Origin of the sequence: Paenibacillus sp. SAFN-117, assembly GCF_051966115.1 — a bacterium.
Classification (GTDB): Bacteria; Bacillota; Bacilli; order Paenibacillales; family NBRC-103111; genus Paenibacillus_L; species Paenibacillus_L residui.
Genome location: NZ_JBQCLK010000043.1, coordinates 18,089 through 42,393, shown reverse-complemented (window position 1 = coordinate 42,393; position 24,305 = coordinate 18,089). Strand labels below are relative to the sequence as shown.

General features: G+C 50.3%; 20 protein-coding genes. 8 read left to right on the top strand and 12 right to left on the bottom strand.

Going from position 1 to position 24,305, the window contains the following annotated elements:
- Positions 1-24 precede the first annotated feature (24 nt).
- The 4 genes from ACTHRH_RS22785 to pepF form a co-directional block, all read right to left on the bottom strand.
- Entirely contained in the window at positions 25-2,364 is a 2,340-nt protein-coding gene (locus tag ACTHRH_RS22785; RefSeq protein WP_440417769.1) for a beta-propeller domain-containing protein, read from the bottom strand.
- A 263-nt stretch (positions 2,365-2,627) separates the two neighbouring features.
- Complete coding sequence (locus tag ACTHRH_RS22780) at positions 2,628-4,298, bottom strand: putative ABC transporter permease subunit (protein ID WP_440417767.1); 1,671 nt, start codon at positions 4,296-4,298, stop codon at positions 2,628-2,630.
- A complete protein-coding gene (locus tag ACTHRH_RS22775; protein WP_144931954.1) occupies positions 4,291-5,016 on the bottom strand; it encodes an ABC transporter ATP-binding protein in 726 nt (241 codons plus the stop codon). The genes ACTHRH_RS22780 and ACTHRH_RS22775 overlap by 8 nt, the downstream gene beginning before the upstream one ends.
- A 204-nt stretch (positions 5,017-5,220) precedes the next feature.
- The gene (pepF, locus tag ACTHRH_RS22770) at positions 5,221-7,011 is read right to left on the bottom strand and encodes an oligoendopeptidase F (protein WP_186328130.1); all 1,791 of its coding nucleotides are present in this window, start codon (positions 7,009-7,011) and stop codon (positions 5,221-5,223) included.
- A gap of 518 nt (positions 7,012-7,529) precedes the next feature.
- On the opposite strand from pepF, the gene ACTHRH_RS22765 reads away from it, so the two are divergent.
- Positions 7,530-9,203 (top strand): thiamine pyrophosphate-binding protein, encoded by a 1,674-nt coding sequence (locus ACTHRH_RS22765; protein WP_440417765.1) that lies wholly within the window; start codon positions 7,530-7,532, stop codon positions 9,201-9,203.
- Between the two features lie 172 nt (positions 9,204-9,375).
- Here ACTHRH_RS22765 and ACTHRH_RS22760 read toward each other — a convergent pair whose 3' ends face one another.
- From ACTHRH_RS22760 to ACTHRH_RS22745, 4 genes are all read right to left on the bottom strand, one after another.
- Positions 9,376-10,059 (bottom strand): TerC family protein, encoded by a 684-nt coding sequence (locus ACTHRH_RS22760; RefSeq protein WP_379288539.1) that lies wholly within the window; start codon positions 10,057-10,059, stop codon positions 9,376-9,378.
- Between the two features lie 499 nt (positions 10,060-10,558).
- Positions 10,559-10,777: a hypothetical protein gene (locus ACTHRH_RS22755; protein ID WP_144932238.1), complete on the bottom strand. Its 219-nt coding sequence runs from the start codon at positions 10,775-10,777 to the stop codon at positions 10,559-10,561.
- 152 nt (positions 10,778-10,929) lie between these two features.
- Entirely contained in the window at positions 10,930-12,288 is a 1,359-nt protein-coding gene (locus ACTHRH_RS22750; protein ID WP_440417763.1) for an ABC transporter substrate-binding protein, read from the bottom strand.
- 41 nt (positions 12,289-12,329) lie between these two features.
- Positions 12,330-13,229, bottom strand: coding sequence for an efflux RND transporter periplasmic adaptor subunit (locus tag ACTHRH_RS22745; RefSeq protein ID WP_440417761.1), 900 nt, complete (start codon positions 13,227-13,229; stop codon positions 12,330-12,332).
- 147 nt (positions 13,230-13,376) lie between these two features.
- Here ACTHRH_RS22745 and ACTHRH_RS22740 point away from each other — a divergent pair, with 147 nt between their 5' ends.
- From ACTHRH_RS22740 to ACTHRH_RS22730, 3 genes are all read left to right on the top strand, one after another.
- Positions 13,377-15,107, top strand: coding sequence for a sensor histidine kinase (locus tag ACTHRH_RS22740; protein ID WP_440417759.1), 1,731 nt, complete (start codon positions 13,377-13,379; stop codon positions 15,105-15,107).
- A gap of 99 nt (positions 15,108-15,206) precedes the next feature.
- Positions 15,207-15,941: a class I SAM-dependent methyltransferase gene (locus ACTHRH_RS22735; RefSeq protein ID WP_144931939.1), complete on the top strand. Its 735-nt coding sequence runs from the start codon at positions 15,207-15,209 to the stop codon at positions 15,939-15,941.
- Between the two features lie 102 nt (positions 15,942-16,043).
- Complete coding sequence (locus ACTHRH_RS22730) at positions 16,044-16,241, top strand: cold shock domain-containing protein (protein ID WP_144931937.1); 198 nt, start codon at positions 16,044-16,046, stop codon at positions 16,239-16,241.
- Between the two features lie 393 nt (positions 16,242-16,634).
- On the opposite strand, the gene ACTHRH_RS22725 is transcribed toward ACTHRH_RS22730, so the two are convergent.
- The 3 genes from ACTHRH_RS22725 to ACTHRH_RS22715 form a co-directional block, all read right to left on the bottom strand.
- Positions 16,635-17,447: an alpha/beta hydrolase gene (locus tag ACTHRH_RS22725; protein WP_144931935.1), complete on the bottom strand. Its 813-nt coding sequence runs from the start codon at positions 17,445-17,447 to the stop codon at positions 16,635-16,637.
- Positions 17,448-17,474: 27 nt separating this feature from the next.
- Complete coding sequence (locus tag ACTHRH_RS22720; RefSeq protein WP_144931933.1) at positions 17,475-18,677, bottom strand: MFS transporter; 1,203 nt, start codon at positions 18,675-18,677, stop codon at positions 17,475-17,477.
- 144 nt (positions 18,678-18,821) lie between these two features.
- Positions 18,822-20,171, bottom strand: coding sequence for a multi antimicrobial extrusion protein MatE (locus tag ACTHRH_RS22715; protein ID WP_379288528.1), 1,350 nt, complete (start codon positions 20,169-20,171; stop codon positions 18,822-18,824).
- Between the two features lie 222 nt (positions 20,172-20,393).
- Here ACTHRH_RS22715 and ACTHRH_RS22710 point away from each other — a divergent pair, with 222 nt between their 5' ends.
- From ACTHRH_RS22710 to pfkA, 4 genes are all read left to right on the top strand, one after another.
- Complete coding sequence (locus ACTHRH_RS22710; RefSeq protein WP_144931929.1) at positions 20,394-20,711, top strand: hypothetical protein; 318 nt, start codon at positions 20,394-20,396, stop codon at positions 20,709-20,711.
- 74 nt (positions 20,712-20,785) lie between these two features.
- Positions 20,786-21,391: a hypothetical protein gene (locus ACTHRH_RS22705; RefSeq protein ID WP_379288526.1), complete on the top strand. Its 606-nt coding sequence runs from the start codon at positions 20,786-20,788 to the stop codon at positions 21,389-21,391.
- A 37-nt stretch (positions 21,392-21,428) separates the two neighbouring features.
- Positions 21,429-22,454: a tetraprenyl-beta-curcumene synthase family protein gene (locus ACTHRH_RS22700; protein WP_144932236.1), complete on the top strand. Its 1,026-nt coding sequence runs from the start codon at positions 21,429-21,431 to the stop codon at positions 22,452-22,454.
- Positions 22,455-22,638: 184 nt separating this feature from the next.
- Positions 22,639-23,604 carry a 6-phosphofructokinase gene (gene pfkA, locus ACTHRH_RS22695; RefSeq protein WP_144931925.1) on the top strand — a complete coding sequence of 322 codons (966 nt, stop codon included), beginning with the start codon at positions 22,639-22,641 and terminating at the stop codon, positions 23,602-23,604.
- A 101-nt stretch (positions 23,605-23,705) separates the two neighbouring features.
- Here the strand turns inward: pfkA and ACTHRH_RS22690 are convergent, their stop codons facing one another.
- Positions 23,706-24,167, bottom strand: a complete 462-nt coding sequence (locus tag ACTHRH_RS22690; protein ID WP_150959592.1) for a peroxiredoxin — start codon at positions 24,165-24,167, stop codon at positions 23,706-23,708.
- Between the last annotated feature and the right edge of the window lie 138 nt (positions 24,168-24,305).

Here is a 24,305-nt window from a genome sequence, read left to right as displayed (position 1 = left end):
GGAATTACTCCTGCAATCGTATTATCAGCTTCCCGGCGGAATGGCAATGCTCTGTATCGGCTTCAGAGTCTGCAGGTCATTTGCCCGGATTTCGGAAGGCGATAAAGTGTACAGAGTATTTCCGATATAAAGAATGCGCTGCACATTCTTGCGGCTGTCATACCAGTACTGTCCCGCTTTCGCCATATCCTCCTCGGACAGATGCGAAATTTTGCCCCGCAGTTGGAAGCCGTTCACCGGGTCAAGGGAATAAATATATGCCCCCTGGAAAACAAAATCGCCATGGGAGACTACATCCATCCTATTCTTCTTGTTCTCGCTCACCTCGGCCACCGTTACCGGGAAGGCCAGCAAATTTTTCTCCTTAGAGAACAGCAGGGCCCGATGGTTGTGGAGCAGTTCCGATTCCGTGCCGCGGTCGCCGATCGTCTCATTAAACAGTTCGATTGGCCGGGTAATGTCGCTCACATCGAACAGGGCCACCTTCATCCCTTGATAATAGGCCTGCGGCTGGCCTACAGCCCGGCCTGAGGCGTCCTTCTCGACGACTTCCACGGCTTCCTTGCCGAAGCCGATCAGGTGGTTCTCGTCATACGGATGCAAATAGTCGCTGTAGCCGGGAATTTTAAGCGCACCCAGTAATTCAGGCGAGGCCGGATCAGACAGATCGAAGGCGAATAACGGATCCACGGTTTTGAAGGTGACCATATAGCCGCGATTTCCCATAAATCGAACGGAATAAATTCGTTCTCCCGGAGCTATTCCTTCTATTTTACCCGTTACGTTCATAGCTTCATCGAGAATATATAGGTTGTTCTTGGATGTATGCTCATCGTTCCGCCACATATCTCCGGTCGTCGTCGCAATTCGGAACCTGCCTTCGTATTCGTCCATTGCAAACTGGTTGATAGGAGTCCCCGGAACGGTTCCGCTGGCAACATAACGGGTCTCTCCTTCATCCAGCCTGAATTTAAAGATTTGGCTGTTAGCCTTAAGCGGGCGGGAAGGAAGCCGCAGCTTCATGCTCTGCTCCGTGCTCTCGGAGGCTGCAGCCTCGTCTTTGTCATATTGGGTCAGGGTCACGTACAGATGATTAAGCGATACGTAGACCTGCTCGCCCGCCCCCAGATAAGTTGACACATTAACGGGTTCAGTTCCTTTGTCTAACCGGAATCCGGCGACATGCAAGTAATTCGATCCGGAGAAATCCGGGAAATAAGTGATTTGGTCATATCCGATTTCAATAGGCTCTTCCGATTGGGCGGAATCCTTATACTGCGGTGCCCGGGTTTCTTGGCCTTTCTCTAGGATCGCATAAGCGTTCAGATATTGTTGTGTGACAAAATATAAGCTGTCGCCGATTTTACGGGAGGCGACGTAATTGCCTTCCAGCTCCACTTCCCGAACGAGGGCCGGATTGCTTCTATTTTCAAGACTGTAAACCACCGCTTTGGTTGAGTTCGGGAATATGGCCGGCATTACCAAGTCCTGGGTTCGCGCTTTTTCCTTGGTCATCGGCAGCACTCTATTTTCAACAGGCGCGGAGCCAACTACTACCAGAAAACGGTCATCCACATAGATTTCAGCCGGATGGATAACGTCATTGAGGTCGATGGTCGACAGAATTTTCATATCGGTGGCGGGTACCGCCGAAGTAATGATCACCCGGTTCTCGTTGACCTGATAAATATATTCTCCATCCGTTTTGACAAGGTCTCCTTCATCGACACCCTCTACCTGGAGATTGGTTCCGGAAAAATCGGCACTTGAGCCCCCCGTTGCCACAGCGGCTGATTCCATCGCCATGGGGGATTTAATTAAGGCAGAGTCCCCCTGCAGCTTCAGATTGGTTTCTTCCTTCTGAACGGTAGCGGCAAGCAAAGCCTTCAGGTTGTCATAGGTCCCCACCTTGGGAAGAAATAAACCTTCGTCATCCACCAGTACTTGTTCTCCCACCGAGTCCCACTTCACAATATACCCCAGTCCCTCGCTCATCGCCCGCAGGGGCACCATCAAGTGATCGCCGTTAATCACAGCCGGTTGTTCCATTTCATGAGAAGTCCCGTTACGGTATGCCGTTGTCTGGTTAACGGAGACCTTCCATTCCTTTCCTTCCCGAACAGCGGTCGCCGAATGAGTGGAAGCATCCCATTCGACCGATGCCCCGAGCTTATTTGCCCATTCCCTCATCGGCACCATCATCGTTCCGCCTGTTTGGAAGGGAGCGGTTTCAAAATAAACGGTTTCCCCGTTCAGGACTACAGGATATCCGCTGCTTTCGACAACGGATGCCTGGAATGAGGAAGAAATCAGGCAAACCGCCAAAATCATCAGCAGAATCGGAATCCGCCGTAATCTTTTCAATGGAATCGACCTCCTAGAAAAAATTGCTTATTTTTCCTCCTAGACGGGCCCGGCTGGTAAAATGTTGCAAAAAAACGTGAAAAAGAAAAGAGCTCTTTGATAGGCAGAAAAAAGATAATGGGTGAAGGAAATAACCGGAGAGCGGGGCCAAAAGAAGCGGAGCTTTTTAGTTCATTGGCATTATGAGGTCGATATTTAGAGGGATTGTAAGGGGTTAAAGAAAGCCCTCCCGCCGAAGGGAGACGGGCGGGAAGGCAGGTGAATTACACTTCGATTTTATTAAACCAGTCGGCACTCTTGGCAACAACGAGCCGATACAGCAGGAAATTGATCAGCCCGAAAATAATCAGCAGACCGAAGAAAACAAAGGGCAGAGACAAATCCAGGAACAGAATAGGTATAACGACCAGCGCGGCGGTCAAAAAGCAGATCAGCGTGGAAAATAGAGAGTTGATGTTTTGCTTAACCGCCTTTTGTTCATTGTCCCAATTCAATTTGGGAAAATGAATATCGATGATAATGCCGATGAAGGACGCAAATAATACGGCAGGAATGCCCAAGGCCACAAGCAATATGGCATAATAGACCGGAAGCCCCAGCAATATAACCGCCACTATAATGGCCAGAACAACCGTTATCATGCCGAGCAGCAAACCGGACAGTACTTTGGCCATCACCATTTTCGCAAAAGGAACGGGCAAATATTTATTGACGAATATCCCTTGGCCTTCCCGTGAGATGGCAGTGGCCGCAGTCGGATTCATCCCCCCGGAAAATAAGAAGAAAGCGAAGGCAATCCCCAGAACAATACCTGCTGTGCTTTCATTAAACATATGCGGGCTCAAATTTTTGATCCCCTGAAGATTGCCCGATTGGGCAACCAATGGAATAACAAGAAGGATGGGCCAGAGAAAAGAAATGAGAACACAGTTTGTAAAATAAGCCGGTGTCCGAAATAGCAGCTTCAACTCTTTCATCGTATAAGCTTTGATCACGGAGCTTTGCTGTGTCATCTTGTCCATCTTCTCGTCGCTTACCTTCTCTCTGCGAGCCGACGATTCAGACATGCCCATGACTGCTTTGAAATAGAGCCAATCGCCAAGCAGCATAAAGATCCAATAGGCTACTGCGGAAACGGCCAGGAAGGCAAGCAAATACCCTAATCCGGCCAGTGCCGGTCCGTTAATCAGGGCCAGTGCTGCCAGCTTGGCATTGGGGAAGAACATGGTCATGGCATTCATAATGGAATTATTGCCTTCGGTCACGATCTTCTGCATCTGTTCCGGATCCAGATTATTGTTAGCAAACCGTTGAAAGAAGAAGTTGAAGCTGACCGCCAGGATGATGGCGGCGGCTCCGCCGATCATGCGATAACGGTCCTTATGCTTGGAAACATTCGTAAATCTCATGATCAGCATGGCAATGACCGAAGCAAGAAGCAGCGGCAGAAGCGGCAGTACAAGAAAGATAACTACGGAAAATACGTAATACAATATGCCTGCACCGCTAACGATTCCGTAAGAGACTAAGATCGGCATGAGAATAAAAAGCTCGGTTAAATATTCGTACGTAAGAGCTACCGAAAATTTAGCCGTCAAAATCTGTGAAGGCTTAAGCGGGAGCGGGAGCAAATGCTCCAGATCCTGGGCGAAGAAAAAAACATTGATTACGTAAAAAATTCCGAAGAAGAAAATGACGACGCTGACGATGGACAGTCCCAATGCGAGAATGAGCCCTTCCTGCTGGATGGCAGCCAGCCCTTCGTATAAGACAGAGACTAAGAAATAAAACATGGAAAAAACGGGGACCAAACCGACCGTGATAAGAAGGGGAACCAAAAATCCGAGAGGAATCTTTCTCTTTTTGTTTTTACTTCCCCAGTTTCCGCTTCCGTTTTTGAGCAGAATTCTGGTTAGCGATAAGGTCTTATTCATGTCCAGTCATCTCCAGGAAGATTTTTTCCAGCGATTCATTCGATTTGAAGTGCTCTTGCATTTCCTTGAAAGTTCCGCAGAAGCGAATCACGCCTTTATTGATAATAGCGACGCGGTCGCATAATTTTTCGGCTACCTCCAACACGTGAGTAGAGAAAAAAACGGTTTTCCCGGCGTTGGTATGCTCCTTCATCATTTCCTTTAAAGTATAGGAAGACTTGGGATCTAACCCGGTTAGAGGCTCGTCGAGAATCCATACGGATGGGTTATGGATCAATACGCCCATTATAACGATTTTTTGTCTCATTCCGTGAGAATAACTCTGAATAGGATCGGAAAGCACGTTTTCCATACTGAAACGGCCGGCCAGTTCATCAATCCGCTGTTTGCGCAGTTCTTTGGGCACGTCATACATATCGGCCATAAAATTCAAATATTCCAGCCCTTTCAGCCGCAAGAAGAGATCCGGACTGTCCGGAACGTAACCGAACTGCCTCTTGGCTTCTAATGAATTGTGTATAGCGTCTACGCCATTGATCAGAATGGAGCCCTGATCGGGGCTGGTAATCCCGGTAATCATCTTGATGGTCGTAGTTTTGCCTGCGCCGTTAGGACCAAGAAAACCGAATATTTCACCTTGCGGAATGGTCAATGTCAGATTATCAACGGCTTTGTGAGTTCCGTTATAAGTTTTGGTCACATTCGTTAACTCAATCATGTGCCTATCCCTCCGTATTTGTCTAATAATGATGCCATGAGATTAGTAGGCTTCTCTCTGCAGATAATACGTTTATCTTCCTCCATTCGTTTCATTCGTATAAAAAAAGTTCCTCGGACACTCTCCTCCGATTCATAATAAACAAGAACATCAGAAAACAAGCGCCCGGATAAGGACCGGACGCTTGACAGCATATCCCGATGTTTACTTGGAAAGCTCCTCCATCTGCTCGATGATATTCCGAAAGACGCTCATAGCTTGCTCGATTGGCTCAGGGGTGGACATATCTACCCCGGCCCGCTGCAGAATCGAGATCGGATAATCGCTGCCGCCGCTGCGAAGGAAGCCCAGGTAGCGTTCTACGGCCGGCTGCCCTTGATCCAGAATCTGCTTCGCAAAGCTGGTCGCCGCAGAGAAGCCGGTGGAGTACTTATAGACGTAGAAGCTATTGTAAAAATGTGGAATTCGTGCCCACTCCATCTCTATATCCTGGTCAACTACCATGTGATCGCCATGGTACTTTTTGTTTAAATCATAATAGATTTGACTGAAGTCCTGATGAGTAAGAGATTCTCCCTGCTCCGTCTTCTCGTGGATGATTTTCTCGAACTCGGCGAACATGGTCTGGCGGAAAAGAGTCGTCCGGAATTGATCGGCGTAATACGTGAGCAGGTACATTTTGGCTTTCGTATCGGTCGTTTTCTTCAATAAATAGTCCATAAGCAGAGCTTCATTCAACGTAGAAGCTACTTCGGCCAGGAAAATCGGGTATTGGGCGTAGCGGTATTCCTGGCTTTCATCGGACAGATACGAATGCATGGCATGACCCATCTCATGAGCGAGCGTAAACATGCTGTTCAAGTTATCCTTATGGTTTAAAAGGACGTAGGGGTGGGTTCCGTAGGCTCCCCAACTGTAGGCGCCGTTTCGCTTGCCTTCATTCTCGTAAACATCAATCCAGCGATCCTCGAATCCTTGCCGAAGGATATTCAAGTAATTGTCTCCCAACGGCTTGAGACTGTCGAGCACCATTTCCTTGGCTTCCTCATAAGAAATATCCCACTTGAATTCTTCAACGAGCGGTGCGAACAAATCATACATATGCAGCTCATCGACCTGAAGCAGCTCCTTGCGCAGCTTCATATAGCGGTGAAGAAGAGGCAGAGAATCATGGACGGTGTCGATCAGATTGGTGTATACCTCCTTCGGAATATTATCACCGAAGAGAGCCGCTTCCAGAACGGAAGGGTATTTTCGTACTTTGGCATAGAAGACATTTTTCCCGATGTTGGAGCTTAAAGTCGCGCCGAGCGTATTTTTGTTCTTCCGGTATGTGGCATACATGGCGTCAAAAGCGCTCTTGCGGACATTGCGGTCTTTACTCTCCAGAAATTGAATGTAACGGCCGTGAGTCAGCTCAACGTCCTGGCCTTCTTCATTCTTAATCGTCGGGAACTTCATATCCGCATTGTTCAGCATCCCGAAGATCGTTTCCGAAGCGCGGGAGATGCTTCCCACCTGAGCCAATAAGGCTTCCTCCGATTTGGACAGGATATGGGCCTTCTGACGAAGCATCTCTTCCAGAGTCCGCTTGTAAAAGCCAAGCTCCGGATGACGGATCAGAGCGTTAATTTCTTCCTCGGACAGCGCTAATATTTCCGGGGTAATAAAAGAAAGAGCTTCGTTCACTTCGACACTTAATTTTCTGGCTTTCTCCGACAGCGCCTGATAGGTGGGATCCGCCATATCTTCATGATGCTTCATATTAGAGTAAACATAGAGTCTTTCGGTATGTAGGGAAATCTGATCTTCCAGCTCGAAGCAGCGTTTAATTTCAGCGGGATCGTGCAGCTTGCCTTGAAATTGTGCGGCTTCTTTAATCAATCTCTTGACTTCGTCATATTCCTTATCCCAAGCTTTCTGATCCGGAAACAGGTCTTCCAGTTTCCAGGTATGTTCCTGTGCGACTTCCGAACGCTTGACTACTTGATTCATATTAGCCCTCCTTAACAAATTCAATGTTTCCTGTGCCGAAGCCGCCGGGAGGCCAGTGACCGCAAGGATCATACAGAAGGCGGTAACAGCAGAAATTACCCGCATGGTACATCCCCCCTATTATTTTCCTCTAGTATGAACCGGCACTGCTCATATTATAAAACAATATCCTCCCTAATGGTTCCTATTTCCAATTGGACCCGGCAGTAAAAAATAGATAAACGATGAGAAAAAACGAAAAACAGACGAGAAGCAGCGCACATATGGCAAGAGGCCGCTTCATCTGATCAGGAATCGAGTCCCGTTTAAAAATAAGGACCCCTGCGAGGCAGAATGATACGATAATGAAGGTGATGACGGTTCCGGAATCAAGCAATAATATTCACCTCAAACAAATAGTATGCCTATTAATGTTCTCCAAATCCATATTGAATTCCTGCTCGCCCCCGAAACCGAATGGGAGACAGGGAGGGAGGTCAAACTATACCCGTAACGACAAACTAAGGAGAAGACAGCCTGTGAATATATTAACGAAAGAGAAACCGAATAAACCTGTGCTGGCGGAAGAGGCCGAACCGATATCTATGACGGTTGCACAATATATTGTAAAGCAGTTGTCCGCATGGGGGGTACGCCGAATTTACGGAGTCATTGGCGATACGACCTTCGATTTGCTGGATGAGTTGGCCCGGAAGAACGAAATCGCCTATATCGCTTGCCGGCACGAGGGAGCGGCCGCCCTAATGGCTTCGGCCGAAGCCAAATTAACCGGACGAATCGGTGTATGTCTGGCAACAAGCGGCCCGGGAATCGCCAACTTGCTCAACGGTCTCGCGGATGCCGCAGCGGACCGGGCCGGCGTCCTGGCGATAACCGGTCAGGTCGCCTCCGACCAAATCGGAACGGGAACGAAGCAGGAAATCAACCAACAGCTATTGATCCAGCCCATTGCCCGTCAGAGCGAGCTGCTGGCGCATCCTGACGCACTGCCGCAATTGCTGCAGCGGCTGCTGGTCCATGCCGTGCTTCATGGCGAGGTAACACATCTGTCCATCCCGAAGGATGGATTTCGTAAGAAAGTAAGGGGAGAAGTCGTCCCCTACTTTCCACATCTCCATCAGGCGGTAGAGACCCCGCTGCAGCTTTGGGAGGATGCGGCCCGGCGTCTGGATTCGGCGATGCACCCCGTCATCTATGCGGGACGTGGCGCAGAGAGCGCTTCCCAAGAGCTGATTCGATTGGCCGAGAAGCTGGGTGCCCCGATAATTACTTCCCTTCCGGCAAGAACGTTGGTCCCGAACGATCATCCGCTCTATGCCGGAGGTTTGGGTCAGGCAGGCAGCGAATGCTCCAGCCTTATTCTGGCCGAATGCGACCTGGTCCTGATGCTGGGGGCCACTTGGTGGCCGGACGATTATGTGCCTAAGCAAGCGTCCGTGCTCCAAATCGATATCGATCCGTCCCAGATGGGCAAGGGGCATCCGCTCGTTCAAGGAATCGTGGCCGATCTGGCGAGTGCTCTTCCGAAAATAAATGAGCGTCTCGGACAACAGCCGGATCGGACCTCCTGGAAGGAACGGACGGCCAAGCTTCGAGAAGCCTGGAGGCTTCGCATCGAGGGGGAAGCGGCACTCGAAGGAAGCCCGACCCCGCCTCAGGCGATCATGGCGGAGTTGTCCGATTGGCTGGAATCCGATGCAATCATTGCGGTAGACACGGGAGACCATACTCTATGGTTTAACCGTATATATCAAGCCAAGCGCGAGCAGCGGATTCTGATCTCCGGACGATGGAGGACGCTCGGCTTCGCCGTACCCGCTGCTATCGCTGCGAAGCTGTGCTGCCCGGAGCGCCAGGTGGTAGCTGTGGCCGGGGACGGAGGCGCCGTACAGACGCTGCTTGAATTTCAGACCGCTGTGGAGCAGGGGCTCCCTATAACTGTTTTGATCATTAATAACGGAGCTTATGCGATGGAAAAAAACAGGATGCTTGCAGAGGGGATGAATACACTGGGAAGCGTTATTCGCAATCCCGACTTCGCTGCGGTAGCCAAGGCGTTGGGAGGATATGGCCGAAGAGTTGAGGACAGGAATGGACTGAGAGAGGCATTGACTGAAGCGCAGAAGAATCCGCAGCCTGTCCTAATTGAGGTGATGACCGCAGATACGGTCGTTCCGCATACATCGGCTTGAGAAAGGAAGTCGGTCGGGATCCCGACAAGGCTAACTAAAGACACTTCGTCGGCAAGGAACATTTTCGGCTGCGGAGGAATAGAATGGAGAGCAATAGGGTTCATTGCGCGAAAAAAAGCTTGGCCGCTATTCGCGTTGAATAGCGGCCTGTTTTGTCTGCTGAATCCTATCCTTATTGGCCTGCGGGGCTGGGTGTGCTCTGCATCCGGTTTTTGCGCAAACCAAGCAGCAGGACAGCCACGATGACTACAATTACGAAAGCCCATTTGGCAATGGGGGATACAAACAGCAAATTATGAACGAAAGGCTCATCGGTAATCATTTTGGCTGCCGTAAAGGCTAGAACCCCGGAGCCGATATAAATGATCCATGGAAAACGACTCATCCATTTCAGGAAAAGTGTGCTGCCCCAAATCATTATCGGGACGCTAATGAGAAGGCCGATAATGACGAGCACATAATTGCCATGCGCTGCTCCTGCGATCGCTAGTACGTTATCCAGCCCCATCAGGACGTCGGCAATCAAAATGGTGGAGATGGCTCCCCAAACACTCGGTTTAGCCTGCATCTCATGACTTTTGTTATCGACCAGCAGCTTATAGGCGATCCAGACGAGAAGAACGCCTCCAACCAGCAGAAGTCCCGGAAACTTCAGCAGCCAAGTGACGGCCAGAGTAGCTGCGGCACGAATGACGACAGCACCAATAGTACCAATGATAATGACTTTCTTCTGCATTTCTTTGGGAACGTTGCGAGCGGCTAATCCAATGACGATCGCGTTGTCCCCGGCCAGCACCAGGTCGATTATGATAATATTGACAAGTGCCAAGAGGAAAGTGACGGAGAATATGTCCAAGTGTACCACTCCTTAAATAGTATAACCTCATGAAGAATCATTGCCCATCACTATTTATCCGTCAGTTTTCTGGAATCATACCGGCCATCGGATCAGGCAGGGAACCCGATGGCCGGAGCCAGAGCCGTTAGCAAATTTTCCTATCCTAAGGAACGCAATGCTCCGGAACAATACGTTCATGGATAGGGTGCCCCCGGACGGGACAAGGACACAGGAAAATTTATATAAAAAAGACCTTCACCGAGCTCGGCAAAGGTCTTAAGCAAACATAAAAGACCCTTACCTAATCGGCAAAGGTCTTGCTAACAACGTAATGTTGCCAATAAAGCCGGGGACAAATATCCCGAATTGACGACTTTATTGATTACTAGCTACTCCCCTTTGGGACGATACATATTTTTCTATTTCAGTATGGCATGGAAAAGCGATTTTTGTCAAGCCTATTTTTGTCGGATGATCCTCCGTTAAAGAAGCCAAATTTTGTTAGCCTTCTTGCGTTTTATACTTCCTGGAAGGCTCTAATTATTTCTTCACGTTCTTCCTCCGAACCGTCAAAACGATCGTCCGCAAACCGCTCGCTGACCCATTGCATCATAGCGGGGCGGCTTAGGAAAATGTGGCTTTCCTCTCCCCATTGATCCGATATTTCACGGACAATGAGCTGTTTGCCGTTGACTTCGACGGACATCATGTTCCAGTTGTCTTTTTTGTAAATCATATGCTTTTTCACACGATTGTTTTTCAAGGTTATTTCCTCGCTTCATTCATTTTTTCGCTCTTTATTATTGTAGCTTATTTTGCGGCGGATGTCTCACAGGAACGGTCAGAATAAAATTACCGGATATTCGAAAAAGGAAGAGTTCTATAGGCCTACTCATTTAAATAAGTCGTCACCCGGTTTTGAATCAGCTTGCTTACTTCTTCCGCTGTTTTTTGGCCGTTCATGAAAGCTTCAAATTCCTCCATCGCAATGGAGAACACCTTCATGTCGCTGGTTAATTTCTTACTTGCGTTCTCCAACTGCTGTTTCATGGTTGCGATTCGTTCATCCACCATGGACATATCTAGATTGTCAGGGACTTCCACTGGAAATCCGGAAACCTCCAGCGTCCCGCCTTGAAGTAGTTTTTCTTTAGCTTCGTGAAATTTTTTATCCACTATGCCCTTATGAATAGGATATCCCGACGGTAATTCCGGGGAGGACTGCATCTCGTCGGAAAGCAGAAACTTCAGAAATTCCCATGCTTCCTGCTGCACCTGCGATTTGCTGTTCAGCCCCAAAGTGAAGTAAGAGGAATACTCTCCTCCGCCGGACTGGCCGTTGGACGTAGGCCTGTTAAATAATTGAGTGTCTTCTTTCAGCACATTGATTAAATCCATAGCGGGATTGTACAGGCTGGTCATGGAAAACAAAGCTTTATCATAGTCGTAAGAAAACTCGGCTTGAAGAATCCCTTCGTCGTACATCGATTTGATTTCGTTCATCATTCCTCTAAACAGCTCTGAATCGAAATTGGCTTTGCCGTCCTGAACGAGATCGGAGTAGTTCTTTTCAATATAATCGGCGAGCAGTTGATTAGGAAGCAAATTAACAAATGCAACGTAATCCTGTCCGACCTGATCCTGCAGCTTCTTGGCAATGTTCTTGAATTGGCCCCATGTCCAGGTTTTATCGTCTATCGAGATGCCCGCCTTTTCCAAGACTGATTTCTTTCCGGCTACGAACTGCGGCGAGAACGAGAATGGCATGGCATACAGACCGTCCCCGTTTTGCGAAGACTTTAAAATGTTTTCATAGTACCGGCTTTTATCGAAAGTAGAGTCTTGGGCCATCAGATCGTATAAATTGACCAGAACGTTTTTGGAGACGAATTTATCCTGGGGCAAGTTCGTCATATCGATCAAATCCGAGGCTTTTCCGGACAGCGCCTGAGTCGTTACGGTCTGAACATACTTTTCCATATCCGCTTGGGAGATCGCGCTGGTCGTTCCCCCGTCCGTTTTCGGCATGGCCAGGTATTCTTTTATCTCGATATGGATATCGGGGTGGAGATCTTCGAATTTTTGCGCCGCCGTTTCCAGGAACCGGTTGCTGCCGGTCACGGCTATGACGACCGTTTTCTGATCTCCCGACGACGAATGTTCCCCTGCAGAGGAGGGACTGTTGCCGGAACAAGCCGTCAATAATACTAAAATTGCCATCATCATCCATGCTAAATGTTTTTTCATGTTTATCGCTCCTTATAAAATTATTCCGGGTGGATCAACCGCTATTTGATGCGCACCCGATTGCCTTCCTGCAGCGGCTCGCTGGTCTCGGAGATGATTTCGTCCTTCGGCGAGAGACCGGACAGGACGATGATTTCATCGTCGGTGGAACTTCCAGTGTTCACATACGCTTTTTGCGCATGGAACGTATTTCCGACCGGACTTTTCTTTTCCCGGATGACAAAGACGTAATTTCCTTTGCTGTCCTTATACACAAGCTTCTTGGGAATGACGAGCCCTTGCCCGTCCATCGGCTTATCGATTCGAACGCTTGCTTTCTCCTCTCCCGTCAAAGTATCGTCTATGACGGATATGACGATCGTCTTCTGCGCATTTGGTCCGCCGCCGCCGCCGTTGTCACCGCCTGAAGACATGCCTCCACCGAAGGAACCCCTATTATCAGGCGGGCCCCCTCCCCCGGAGGTGGTCGCATCTTTAATATCGATGATCGTTCCTTCCAGCGACTTTGCATTCTCTCCGGCAATGCGGACGGACACTTTTTCCTCCAGCTGAAGCGCGTCCGCATCGTCTTCATCGGTCGTAAATGTAAATTCGAAGCCTTCGTTCATTCTTGCAAGCGACAGGGCCGCCTGACCTTGAGAAGCGTTCAGCCCTTCCTCCACATAGATATCCGTCACTTTGCCGTCGAATGGAGCTTTCAGCGTTCCTTTATCGGACCGCTCTTTGCGCAGGCCTTCGATTTTACGCTGCTGCATCTCGATGTCCAGCTGCTGGCTTTCCAGGTCGCGCTTCGCCTTTCGCACAGAATCCTCATCGGTTTCCCGCTGGGCGGCGACAAATTGTTCCTTTAGCGCTTCTCGGTTCAAATTCATTTTTTGCAGCTGAGCCTCTTCATTCAACAGCTGCTCGTCCAGCTGGGAAGTGTCATAGGTGACAAGCACCTGTCCTTTTTGGACGGTATCGTTTTCCCGACATGCACCCGGGTGACTTTCCAGCCGCTCTCGTTTATAAGGTCGGACTTGTGGCGCGGAACCAGCTTGCCGCTGCCTTGAATGGTTCGAGATAATGATTTCTGTACGGGCTGGAGCATGAGCAATAAACGATTGTCCTACAAGGTGTTCTGGGTGACCTTCATCGGATTGATGCTGATCGTGCTGGCATGGATTCAATTACAGAAGTTTCTGTTTGAACCTTACTACATCAGTCAGAAAACGAAGGAACTGAGAAGTCAATTTTCAGAAATCTATAGGGGATATGCCGATGGCCGCTATGACCTGTTTGACAAGCCGGAGGAGGTGGGCCGGTTTGAACAGCAGTTTTACGGTCTGACAACGACTGTGTTCAAGCAAGAGGATAGAGTAGATATGTATGTCGGGATGACGTCCGTCCCGGCACTGCCTCTTAGAAAACCGAATCCGGCTTATGATATCCGTATCCATACTTCGGCCGAAACCTTAACCCATTCGCATGAGCAGGAAGCCCCTTTAACGAAGTTGGATCACCCGGGAGGGAGGGAGCCAGTTAGCTCCTCATTTTCTATCGCGCAGCCGTCTCAACCGGCGACACCGGCTATTGGTGGAAGCTACGGCAATTTAATTAGTATTTTGAGCTATTGGCTGCAGGAAGAGGACTTTTTTGACGAGCTCGACGATGGAGAAATCTTGATCAGGCAAATGAACAACTCGGGAGTCGGCGGCCAGCGGGAAAATATATTGATAGCTTCGGCCAAGCTTCCGGACATGGTTCATCCCGCAGGCGGGGAGGCATATTTGTTTACGGTGGCGACTCTGCAGCCGGTTGGCGATGCGGTGAAGGTCATGGGAAACTTCAACTCCTATTTTTATTTAATTGCGCTGGTGCTGATTGTTCTGTTTGCCATTTTGTTCTCCCGCACCGTCACCAAGCCGCTTGTTCAGTTGAACCGGGTGGCGAAGCGGCTTGCCAAACTGGACTTCACCGCAGCCGTCCAATTTAAACGCGAAGATGAAATAGGGCAGCTGGCGGAAACCATGAACTATCTGTCCTCCAACCTGAAGCGAACGATGGATGAATTGCAGGAGGCGAACGCCAAGCTGTTGGCCGATATTGAGAAGGAAAAGCAGCTCGAGAGGATGCGCAAAAGATTCGTGGCCAGCGTATCTCACGAGCTGAAAACACCGGTCAGTCTCATTCAAGGCTACGCCGAGGCATTGAAGGATAATATAAGACAAGGAACGAAACGGGACAAATATGCGGATATTATTGTGGAAGAGAGCAGCCGGATGGCGGGGCTGGTCAGTGACTTGCTGGATTTGTCACAGCTGGAGAGCGGCCGTTTCCGGCTGAATCCCGCCAAGGTACCGCTGTCCGAAACGATTCGCTCGGTCCTGCATAAAATGTCGCCGCTCCTTAATGATAAGCAAATAAGACTGAAGGTTGCCGGGACGGACGACGAGGAACGGCAGGTTTTATCCGATCGTTCCCGGCTGGAGCAGGTGCTGATCAATTTATTGAGCAATGCGGTCCGCCATGCGCCGATACAAGGCCGGGTGGAGGTCAAGGTGCTGGAGACGGTAGAGCAAGACAAGGTGACGGTAGAAGTCAGCAACGAAGGAAGCCGCATACCGGAAGAGGATTTGCCTCATATATGGGATGCTTTTTACCGTTCCGACCGGTCCGGAAACCGGGATTTGGGGGGCACAGGAATCGGCTTGTCCATTGTCAAGCACCTGCTTCAGCTTCACGGCAGCGAATTCGGGGCGCGCAACGAGGAAGGCGGGGTGACGTTTTTTTTCACCCTGGTGCTGGATAACGGATTGTCATTGAAGGAAGACGCGTGATACAATCCGTATAACCGCTATGCACCGCCTGCTTAAGCCAGGGAGCGTAACGGGTGAAGCAAGACAATAGTTTGATGAGATGAGGAGAGATGAGCTGAGATGAGTAGGGAAGGAAGAGGGCCTGTACCCAGCCCGAGAGGTTACGAACAGACCGGGTACGCTGTCACCTGCCGGTCTATGGATGAATACCTCCGCATGTTCTCGCTGGAAGAAGAGCGTCTGCACCGGGGGCCGGTATTGGATGTTGCGGCAGGAGCATCATCGTTCACGGCTATGGCCAGAAGGAAAGGAGTCGACGCTTTCGCGGCGGATCCGACTTATGCGATGGATGCTGACGATATGGAGAAAACCGGCTATGAAGAAATAGAGGTTTCAACGGAGAAATTAGACGCATTGCGTGACAGCTTCGACTGGTCCTATTATGGCAGCCCTGAACATCACCGCAAGCTGCGGGAGGCCTCGTTCTCACAATTTATCGAGAGTTACCGGACAGAAGGGAGCCAGGTTTATACCGAGGCATCGCTGCCGAATCTGCCGTTCGCGGAGGAACGGTTCTCGCTTGTTCTGTGCAGTCATTTTCTGTTTCTATACGGGCAGGGATTGGACGAACAATTTCACCTGGAAGCCTGCCGGGAGCTGCTTCGTATTTGCCGGCCGGGAGGGGAGGTTCGCATATATCCGCTCCTGGATCTATCCTTTAAGGAATACCCGGGGCTGGACACTCTGATTCAAGAGCTGGAGGACAGCGGGGCTTCGGTACGGATGATGGAATCCCGTCTTGCCTTTATTCCGGGCTCGAAACATCTCCTGTGCCTGACGAAAAAAGATCGATAAATTATGTGCATATAATTCGTTACATGACTTGAAATTAATTCTTAGCAGTGTTATAATAAGGTACATTCGCCATAAATGGCGACATTTTAGGAGGTTGTTTACTTGAAAGGTACAGTAAAATGGTTTAACGCAGAAAAAGGTTATGGTTTCATTCAAGTAGAGAACGGCGACGACGTTTTCGTTCACTTCTCTGCTATCCAAGGCGAAGGTTTCAAAACTTTGGACGAAGGCCAAGAGGTTGAATTTGATATTACGGAAGGCAACCGTGGTCCTCAAGCAGCTAACGTCATTAAATTATAAGATTAGGGAATACCACTTATAAATAATGTGCTAGCGATTATGAAGCAGCTCTTCTGAACAAGAAGGGCTGCTTTTTCGCGTAAATTTGAAGTTGGTGATTCGGAGAAAACGAAGCTGGGCAGAACAATATTCCAGTCCGGTCAAAGGCGGGGGCGCAGCAGTATTCTCCTTTTACATAAGAACTGCCGATGGGCAGGTGGGGTTCCAAAGACAGGCAAAAGTGCATGTCAATTAGGGCATTTGCCCGATTTTCGAGGGTTTGCGGCGGAAAGACCTGCAGATTCGTGTGTCTTTGTTAGGATTTACCGGATTTGTCCCCAAAGACATGTACAATTGCATGTCTTTGGGGATGCTCCTCGCGTAGAGGGGCATCCCGCAAATTCCGGGGTTATTTTAACGACTGCGGCTCAGGTAAGCATTCATAAACTTCAACACATCCTCCAGATGCTCGCTCCAATATTCCCAAGTATGGCTGCCGCTAAATTCCTGATATGTAAAAGGATAATTTAAGCGGGTTAACTCATCCTTCAGCCACAGATTGGCTTGATACAGGAAATCTTCCGTGCCGCAGTCGAAATAAATTTCGGGGTACGGTCCCTGCTGAAGCGCCCTGGCGGCAAGGAAGGAGAGATTATGATGTCTGGCATACTCTTCGTCCAACGGCCCGACTATGCGGACGAGCTGATCCGGCTCCCAATCTGGGGCCAAATCCAGCCGGTCGGAGGAAGGAAACATGCCGAGTGCGCCGGACAGGCTGCCGGCCGCGCCGAACTGCCCAGGATTTCGAAGTGCGAGCAGCAAGGATCCGAAGCCCCCCATGGACAAGCCGCATATCACTCTGTTCTCTCTGGACGTAAGGGTCCGATACTGGCTGTCGATGAAGGGGATGAGGTCGTTCATGAAATATTGCTCGAAATTCCCGCTGCCGTCATGCCAATCCAAATAATACGTCCCCGTGGAAAAACCTCCGTCACTGGGCATGATGATGATCGATTCGGTCAATTCCCCGGACGCCATCATCCGCTCGGCCGTTGCATACGCATTCCCCCGGTAGGGCCATGAGATTTCGCTGTCAAATCTGCCATGCAGCAGATAGATGACCGGGTAGCGCTTCTCCGATTGCTCGTAACCCGGCGGAAGGAATACATAAAAGGTCAGTCTCCGATTCAAAGCTTGAGAATGGAAAGTGACAGGTGTCGGTATCAAAGGCTTTCACTCCTTGGATAATTCTCTCTAGACGCTGAATTTTCTGGAAATGTGGGTCAGAAAAAATCCCGCACTGGCAATAAACGCCGTTATGGATGCAAACAGATAGACCGTATCACCTCCCCATAAATCGAATAATTGCCCTCCGATAGCTCCGCCGGCCAATCCGGCCATCCCTCCCCATACGACATTAAACATCGCCTGCCCGCTGGCCCGGAACTCGTCGGGCACCAACTGGGTGATATACCGGATGGCGGTAATGAAGAAGATGCCGAAGGACAGACAATGCATGGCTTGGATGGCAATAATCCAATACGGATTCTGAACGGAGGCCATAAGGAGGAAGCGGATTCCATAGATCAAGCCGGCGAATCCGAGCAGCGGCAGCTCCTTGAAGCGATGGCCGTATTTGCTGAGCAAAAACATCACGGGAATTTCGCTGAGAGCGGAAATCATCCAGGAATACCCGATGATCGTTTCGTTGGCTCCCAGTCCGATCATGTAGAGAGCCAGAAACCCGTCATTCGCTTTCGCCGGGATCGCGAGAAGCAGAATAAGGAGAAAGAACCAGAGCAGCTGCTTCGAGAACAAAATGCTGCGCACTCCGCTAAAATCCGCCTTGCGCGCCCCTGCTCTGCTGTCTTTCAACAGGAAGGCCAGTCCAAAAGAGATGATAACCGTCCCGAGGGTAAGGAAGGTGACGGATTGGATCCCTAACCCGCTCAGAGCCATGCCAAAAAACAAGGAAGCGAAGGAAAAGCCCAACGATCCCCAAATGCGGTAGGAGGCGTAGCTCTTCCCGGTCTTACTCGCGACCAGAAGGGTCTGGCTGTCAATTAACCCGTTCATGGGAGTCTGGAAGAAATAGTAAGCCGTCATGACTATGAACATGACCGTGAAAGTATCGACTTGAAACATGATCAGCAGGGCGATGAGCTGTCCTGCGAGAACAGTGATCATCACCTTCTTGATCGTCTGCAGTCTGTCGCTTAGAACACCCCAGAACAAGTTGGCGGCAATGCCTACGGTCGGGCCGATAGAATACAGCATTCCGATTTGCAGTTTACTGTAACCTTTATAATCGAAGTAGATCGGAAAGACGGAGACGATAATGGACATCGTCATGAAGAACAAAAATGTGAAAGACTTAAGTACAGCATCCGAGCCTGCGGTAGCACCCGTTGGACGATGCTTGGCGGCAGGGGACGGTGTGATGTCGGGTTCAGACATGAGAAGCCTTCTTTCTAATCATTCTTGGTATATCTTGGAGTCACGGGCCTGCGGCTGCCGGTCCGATGCCTGCAGGCTGTCGGCGTTGTTTCTTGTCCGAAACCGTTATGGCGGCGCCTCGGCACATTAGACCGCCGAATGGCGCTAACCCCGGGCAAGCGGGCGTTCCGGTTCTTTGGACACCCTTCTGAGAACAAGCAGGACGACGGCAAGCTCCATCAGGAAGCCGAGGGATTGCGCCAGAGCCCCGATCGTCCCGTTCCAACCAGGTGCAGCAATAATACAGATCAGCAGCACGATAAGGGTAACCCCCACATTGGAGCCTTGAGACCAGACCATAATTTTGGTCTGTCCGCGCAGCATTACGATTCCGTTGAAGAAATCCAGCCAGGGAAAGATCAGGTTCATGATCATGAAGACCCGAAGCGCCTCCAGACTGGCCTGCATAAGCTCCTCGTTAACTCCCATTTGATTCTCCATGAACCAGGGCCCAACAGGAGTATACGCCAGCATCCCCACCAGCAAGGCCGGAATAAAGGACAGCATCAGCGTGAAGCGGATTACCTGCGTCCGGTCTGTCCGGTAGAAATTCAACACGATTTGATGAATGTAGGAAAAGAAGCTTTGCGCCAATTGCGCCAAGCTGAAGGCGATGGCATAGGAAGCGATGGCCAACTCCATATTGGAGGACTTGCCCAGCATGGCGTTAATGGCAGGCCCGACTACTACGGCCAGCAGGGAATAGTAGAGCAGCGGCCGATAGAACTGAAAAATTTGGCGTTTGGTTGAGATCGGGTGCCCCTCCACCTTCTCGGGAATGACTTTCTTCAAGAGCTTGCGTCCTTCCCAGACGCTGACGGCCGCTTCAATGACCATACCGAGCAAAAAAATAACCGCTCCGACGGAGCCGCTGTTCACCTTGCCGGTCATAATGTAATATTGCGCCAAGGCATACATCCCCACAAGCCGGATAATCATACCAATCGTTAGCCAGGTCGTTCTTTTATTAAAAATGATTATCCCGTGGTAGAGACAGCGGATGCCCGAGAAAATACTGACAAACATCAGTATTCTATAGGCATCGATGGTCTCCTGCAGCCCGTTCTCCTGAACGCCAAAAAAATACCGGAAGACCAGACGGCCCAGATCGGTATAAGAAATAATCAGCCCCAATGCAAAGATCGAAGCAAATACATATAGTGCAATGGCGCTCATGGCACGAAATGATACCCGGTCGCGGACCAGTGCCGAGCAGGTCTGACGCAGCAAGGCTGCAGGTTTCTCGGTAATGCCGAGCAGACTGAGGGCAATAGCGTAACTGGCGATCACCGCTTCCGGTTGGGCGGCTCTGGCCAATGTGCTGTTAATGATGACATGAGAGATCGTAACAAGGCTGGCCGAGATCCCGAGCGGAATAAAGAAAGCGAACAGCTTGGAAAACCGGATCTGCCGGGGTGGTCGGGCTTCCGTTCGCATCTCATGGGAGAGGTTCATGCTGGTAGAACTCCTTTGAAGGAATGCATGTAGTCACTTCCGAAACGTTCAAGAAATCGTCAAAATTAATTCTAGTATATCACATCCCAATGAACTAGAAAGAGAAAAAATGGATCCTCTCCCGGAAACACTCTGGTTGCAATGTAGCAAAGACTGGCAGTTACGCGGCAGAAATGATACATTAAAATAATAAGAAGACTGCCAAAAAAGGGGCTGCAAGGTTTGTGGAGACCGGAATTCGTATATGACGGCCGTCTGGGGATTTACGTGCCGGATTTGCCTCGCGAGTGGGAGAGTTACTCCGAGGAGGACCGCGCGGAAATGCTCTATCAATGGGAACAAATCAGGGGAACCATTCCTGATCGGATCAAGCATCTGGAAAGCAGAATAATGGAAAAACAGGAACGGCTGAACCGGGAAGATGATTTCGCCGTTTCCTGCAGCCTCAACTCGGAAATCGCCGAATTGGCCAGCATGATTAACGATCTTCACCTATGGTACCGGGTCGACCAGGAAATGTCCGATAAAATCCACATGTAGGCGACAGCGGCTTTCGGGTAGGCGGAGAGCAGATAAATACAGTGGAGCCATATGTGAGTGATAGGAGGTACTCTATGAATGACAGGTTTCTGCCTGATCTTGTTCAGGCACTGTGGAAGCACGAGCCATCCCTGCAGCCGGAGGGCACATGGCAGCAGGATTTGAACCACAGAATTAACAGTGTTAATCCGGAGCTGCTGGGAGGCGGTGATCCGGAGAAGCTTCCCTTTGGTCTTGGCGTGAAATCCGGTCTTTACCTGTGGAATGAGAATTTGCACGATTCCCATGAGCTGTCCCAACGAATCGAGAACGCCACGGGCAGTTACTGGCACGGCATCATGCACCGGATGGAAGGGGATTACAGCAACGCGAAATACTGGTTCCGCCGGGCGGGAACTCATCCGATTCACAGTCAGGTTCAGGATCGCGTCAAGGGCCTTGTTGCCGGCAGGGAGGAGAGCCTCTCCTCGTCTACACACCTGACCGGGTTGTTGGCTTTAAGCGGGCGGGGCGAATGGGATCCTTGCCGGTTCACCGATCTGGTGGAAGCCGTTCAGAGCTCTGCGGATCAGCCGGTCATCCGGCTGCTGCGGGCGATTCAACGGCTCGAAATCGTACTCCTGTTGGAATATAGCTATCAGCAGTGCTGCGGAGGTTCGCTACTTGAGTATACATCATGACGCTGCCAAACTTTTCCCGAGAAATCCCCTGCATCTGATGCATCGGGTTTACCGGTATGTGCTCCCCGGAGTAAAAAACGAATTGAGTCGTTGGAGGGAAGAAGCTGAACAAATACCGGACGAGGAGCTGCGACAGCAGGCAATCGCCAGCATGACAAGCAAGCAATTTCATTGTCAGGGCGGCGCTGTATATGCCGCAGCCAATCTGCCTTCCCGCCATATTCTTATTCCGCTTATCGTTGCTTTCCAGACGATAAGCGACTATCTGGACAATTTATGTGATCGAAGCACCTCGCTGGACCCGCAGGATTTCCGCCGGCTTCACCAGTCGATGCTGGATGCCGTCGATCCGGCAGCACCGACTCACGACTATTACGAATTCCGGCAGGAGAAGGAAGACGAGGGTTACTTGTTGAAGCTGGTACAAACTTGCCAGTCGCATATTCGTGAGCTGCCGTCATACGGACTGGTGGAGAAAGAGATACGGGAGTTAGTCTCCCTTTATTGTGATTTACAGGTGTACAAGCATATTCGCCATGATTTACGGGAGGATGAGCTTCTGCGCTGGTGGAATCAGCATGCGGCCAATTATTCCCAGCTCAAGTGGAACGAGTTTGCCGCGGCGACCGGCTCCACGCTCGGGGTGTTCATGCTGTTTCTGGCCGCCCAGGATCCGGGGCTGACGAAGGAGCGGGTAAGCGGCATCCGGGAGGCGTATTTTCCATACGTATGCGGTCTTCACATTATGCTTGATTATTTGATAGACCAGGAAGAAGATCGGGCAGGCGGGGATCTTAACTTTTGCAGCTATTATGATACAATGGAGCAGTCGGTGGAACGAATTGCCGAAATTGTACAGAACGCCCGCGAACGGGTAGCCGTCCTCGAAGCCCCGTCCTTCCACAGAATGATTATTGAAGGGCTGATCGCCCTGTATCTGTCCGATCCGAAGGTTAGCAAGCAGAAGGAGGTCAGACGGATTTCCCGCCGGTTGATGAAAAAAAGTCCGATGACCCGCATTTTCTTCTGGGCGAACAGTGTCTGGATTCGTATGCGTTCTTAAATATTGGGTCGGCGCGGATGGCCGGTGGCTGCAGTCTTTTGCAGGGAAAAATACGGTTAATGAAACGGCCCCAAGTGATATGGAAAATAGCGGTTAGGCATCTTTTTTCAGAAACTATTTCATTCCGGGGGCATTTTTTTTTATAATGAGTTGTAGGACTTGCACTTAGGGGGAAGAAAACAATATGACTGTTAAATCGATTGCTGTACTGACGAGCGGCGGCGATTCCCAGGGAATGAACGCTGCCGTTCGCTCTGTAGTAAGAAGCGCTCTTTTTCATAATTTGGACGTCTACGCGGTGCAGCGTGGATTCCAGGGGCTGATTACCGATGATATCCGGCAGATGGATCTGCGCAGTGTAGGAGATATTATTCAAAGAGGCGGAACGATTCTGCAGACGGCCCGCTGCAAGGAGTTTCTGACGGAGGAAGGCCAGCGCATCGCTGCCGAGAATCTTCGCAAGAGAGGGGTCGACAGCCTCGTTGTCATAGGCGGGGACGGCTCTTATCAGGGAGCGAACAAGCTGAGCAAATTGGGGATTCGGACAATGGGATTGCCGGGGACGATCGATAACGATATCGCGTTCACCGATTTTACGATCGGCTTCGACACAGCGGTCAGCATTGTTGTAGACGCCATTAATAAGCTGCGGGATACGATGACCTCTCACGAGAGATCCTCCGTAGTCGAAGTTATGGGTCGCCACTGCGGAGATATTGCCTTGTATGCAGGACTGGCCAGCGGTGCCGAGACGATCCTCGTACCCGAGGTTCCGTTCGATCTGAAGGAAGTGGCCGAGCGGATGCGGGAGAACTTCCACAACGGGAAACGGCATAGTATTATCCTTACGGCGGAAGGTGTCGGCAAGGGAGAGGATATCGCCCGGACCATCGGCGAGCTGAACGACATTGAAGTTCGTGTCACTGTGCTCGGCCACATCCAGAGGGGAGGAACTCCGACCCATAACGACCGGATTCTTGCCAGCAAGTTGGGAGACTTCGCCGTACGCCGCCTGCTCGCCGGGGACTCCGGCAAGGCTTGTGGAGTCATTAAGGGAGAATTGGTGGCTACCGACATCGATTTGGTCGTCAATACGAAGAAAGAGTTCAATATGGAGCTGTACAATTTAGCTCTTCGCTTATCCCAATAAGAGAATAATTGAGAAGAGGCGCCAACCGGTTTTGGCGCCTCTTTATCGTGTACGCCCGGCATGGGACATCCAGGTCTTCTCACGTGAACTTGTCCACTACTTCACTCATCGGCTTCTGCGCCAGGGGGGTGGGCAATGGCTTGAAGGATTTCCTCCGTAGAAGGCGAGCCCCGGTGAGCGTAAGCGATTTTGCCATCCAGGCCGATGACATAGACGGTCCGTTTCTGCGGCAGCAGGCCGAACAGCATTTTACCGACTTTATACATTTCGTTGATCTTGCTTCCCATATCATATATTAACGGAAAATCGAATCCGTGATGTTCGGCAAATTTGTTATGTTTGGCAACCGAAGCCGGATTGATGCCGACGACGAGCGCGTTGTAGCGGGCGTATTCTTCCTTGGCATCCCGCACAGCGCACAGCTGAGCAGTGCATCCCGGAGTTTCGTCCAGCGGATAGAAAATAAGGACGATCGGCCTTTTACCTATATATTCATTAAGCGCGATTATTCCTTGTGTGCTTTCAGCGATAAAAATCGGAGCGGGTTGCCCGATGGAAAGCATGAATGGTCCCTCCTTAAAATTATAGTTCCATCTATTTTAAACGATTGCGGGTGCGGAATGAAAGTCGGTGGCGGGAGGTGAGGGCAGAGAGAGGAAAGCAAGCCGGACTCATTTTCCTCTCTGTAACGCGGGTTTGGG

Excerpts from the sequence above, each read along its gene's own strand:
- ACTHRH_RS22780 (WP_440417767.1), bottom strand. The coding sequence starts at position 4,298 with ATGAATAAGACCTTATCGCTAACCAGAATTCTGCTCAAAAACGGAAGC.
- ACTHRH_RS22775 (WP_144931954.1), bottom strand. The coding sequence starts at position 5,016 with ATGATTGAGTTAACGAATGTGACCAAAACTTATAACGGAACTCACAAA.
- pepF (WP_186328130.1), bottom strand. The coding sequence starts at position 7,011 with ATGAATCAAGTAGTCAAGCGTTCGGAAGTCGCACAGGAACATACCTGG.
- ACTHRH_RS22755 (WP_144932238.1), bottom strand. The coding sequence starts at position 10,777 with ATGATTTACAAAAAAGACAACTGGAACATGATGTCCGTCGAAGTCAAC.
- ACTHRH_RS22750 (WP_440417763.1), bottom strand. The coding sequence starts at position 12,288 with ATGAAAAAACATTTAGCATGGATGATGATGGCAATTTTAGTATTATTG.
- ACTHRH_RS22740 (WP_440417759.1), top strand. The coding sequence starts at position 13,377 with ATGAGCAATAAACGATTGTCCTACAAGGTGTTCTGGGTGACCTTCATC.
- ACTHRH_RS22735 (WP_144931939.1), top strand. The coding sequence starts at position 15,207 with ATGAGTAGGGAAGGAAGAGGGCCTGTACCCAGCCCGAGAGGTTACGAA.
- ACTHRH_RS22720 (WP_144931933.1), bottom strand. The coding sequence starts at position 18,677 with ATGTCTGAACCCGACATCACACCGTCCCCTGCCGCCAAGCATCGTCCA.
- ACTHRH_RS22715 (WP_379288528.1), bottom strand. The coding sequence starts at position 20,171 with ATGAACCTCTCCCATGAGATGCGAACGGAAGCCCGACCACCCCGGCAG.
- ACTHRH_RS22705 (WP_379288526.1), top strand. The coding sequence starts at position 20,786 with ATGAATGACAGGTTTCTGCCTGATCTTGTTCAGGCACTGTGGAAGCAC.
- ACTHRH_RS22700 (WP_144932236.1), top strand. The coding sequence starts at position 21,429 with ATGCATCGGGTTTACCGGTATGTGCTCCCCGGAGTAAAAAACGAATTG.
- pfkA (WP_144931925.1), top strand. The coding sequence starts at position 22,639 with ATGACTGTTAAATCGATTGCTGTACTGACGAGCGGCGGCGATTCCCAG.
- ACTHRH_RS22690 (WP_150959592.1), bottom strand. The coding sequence starts at position 24,167 with ATGCTTTCCATCGGGCAACCCGCTCCGATTTTTATCGCTGAAAGCACA.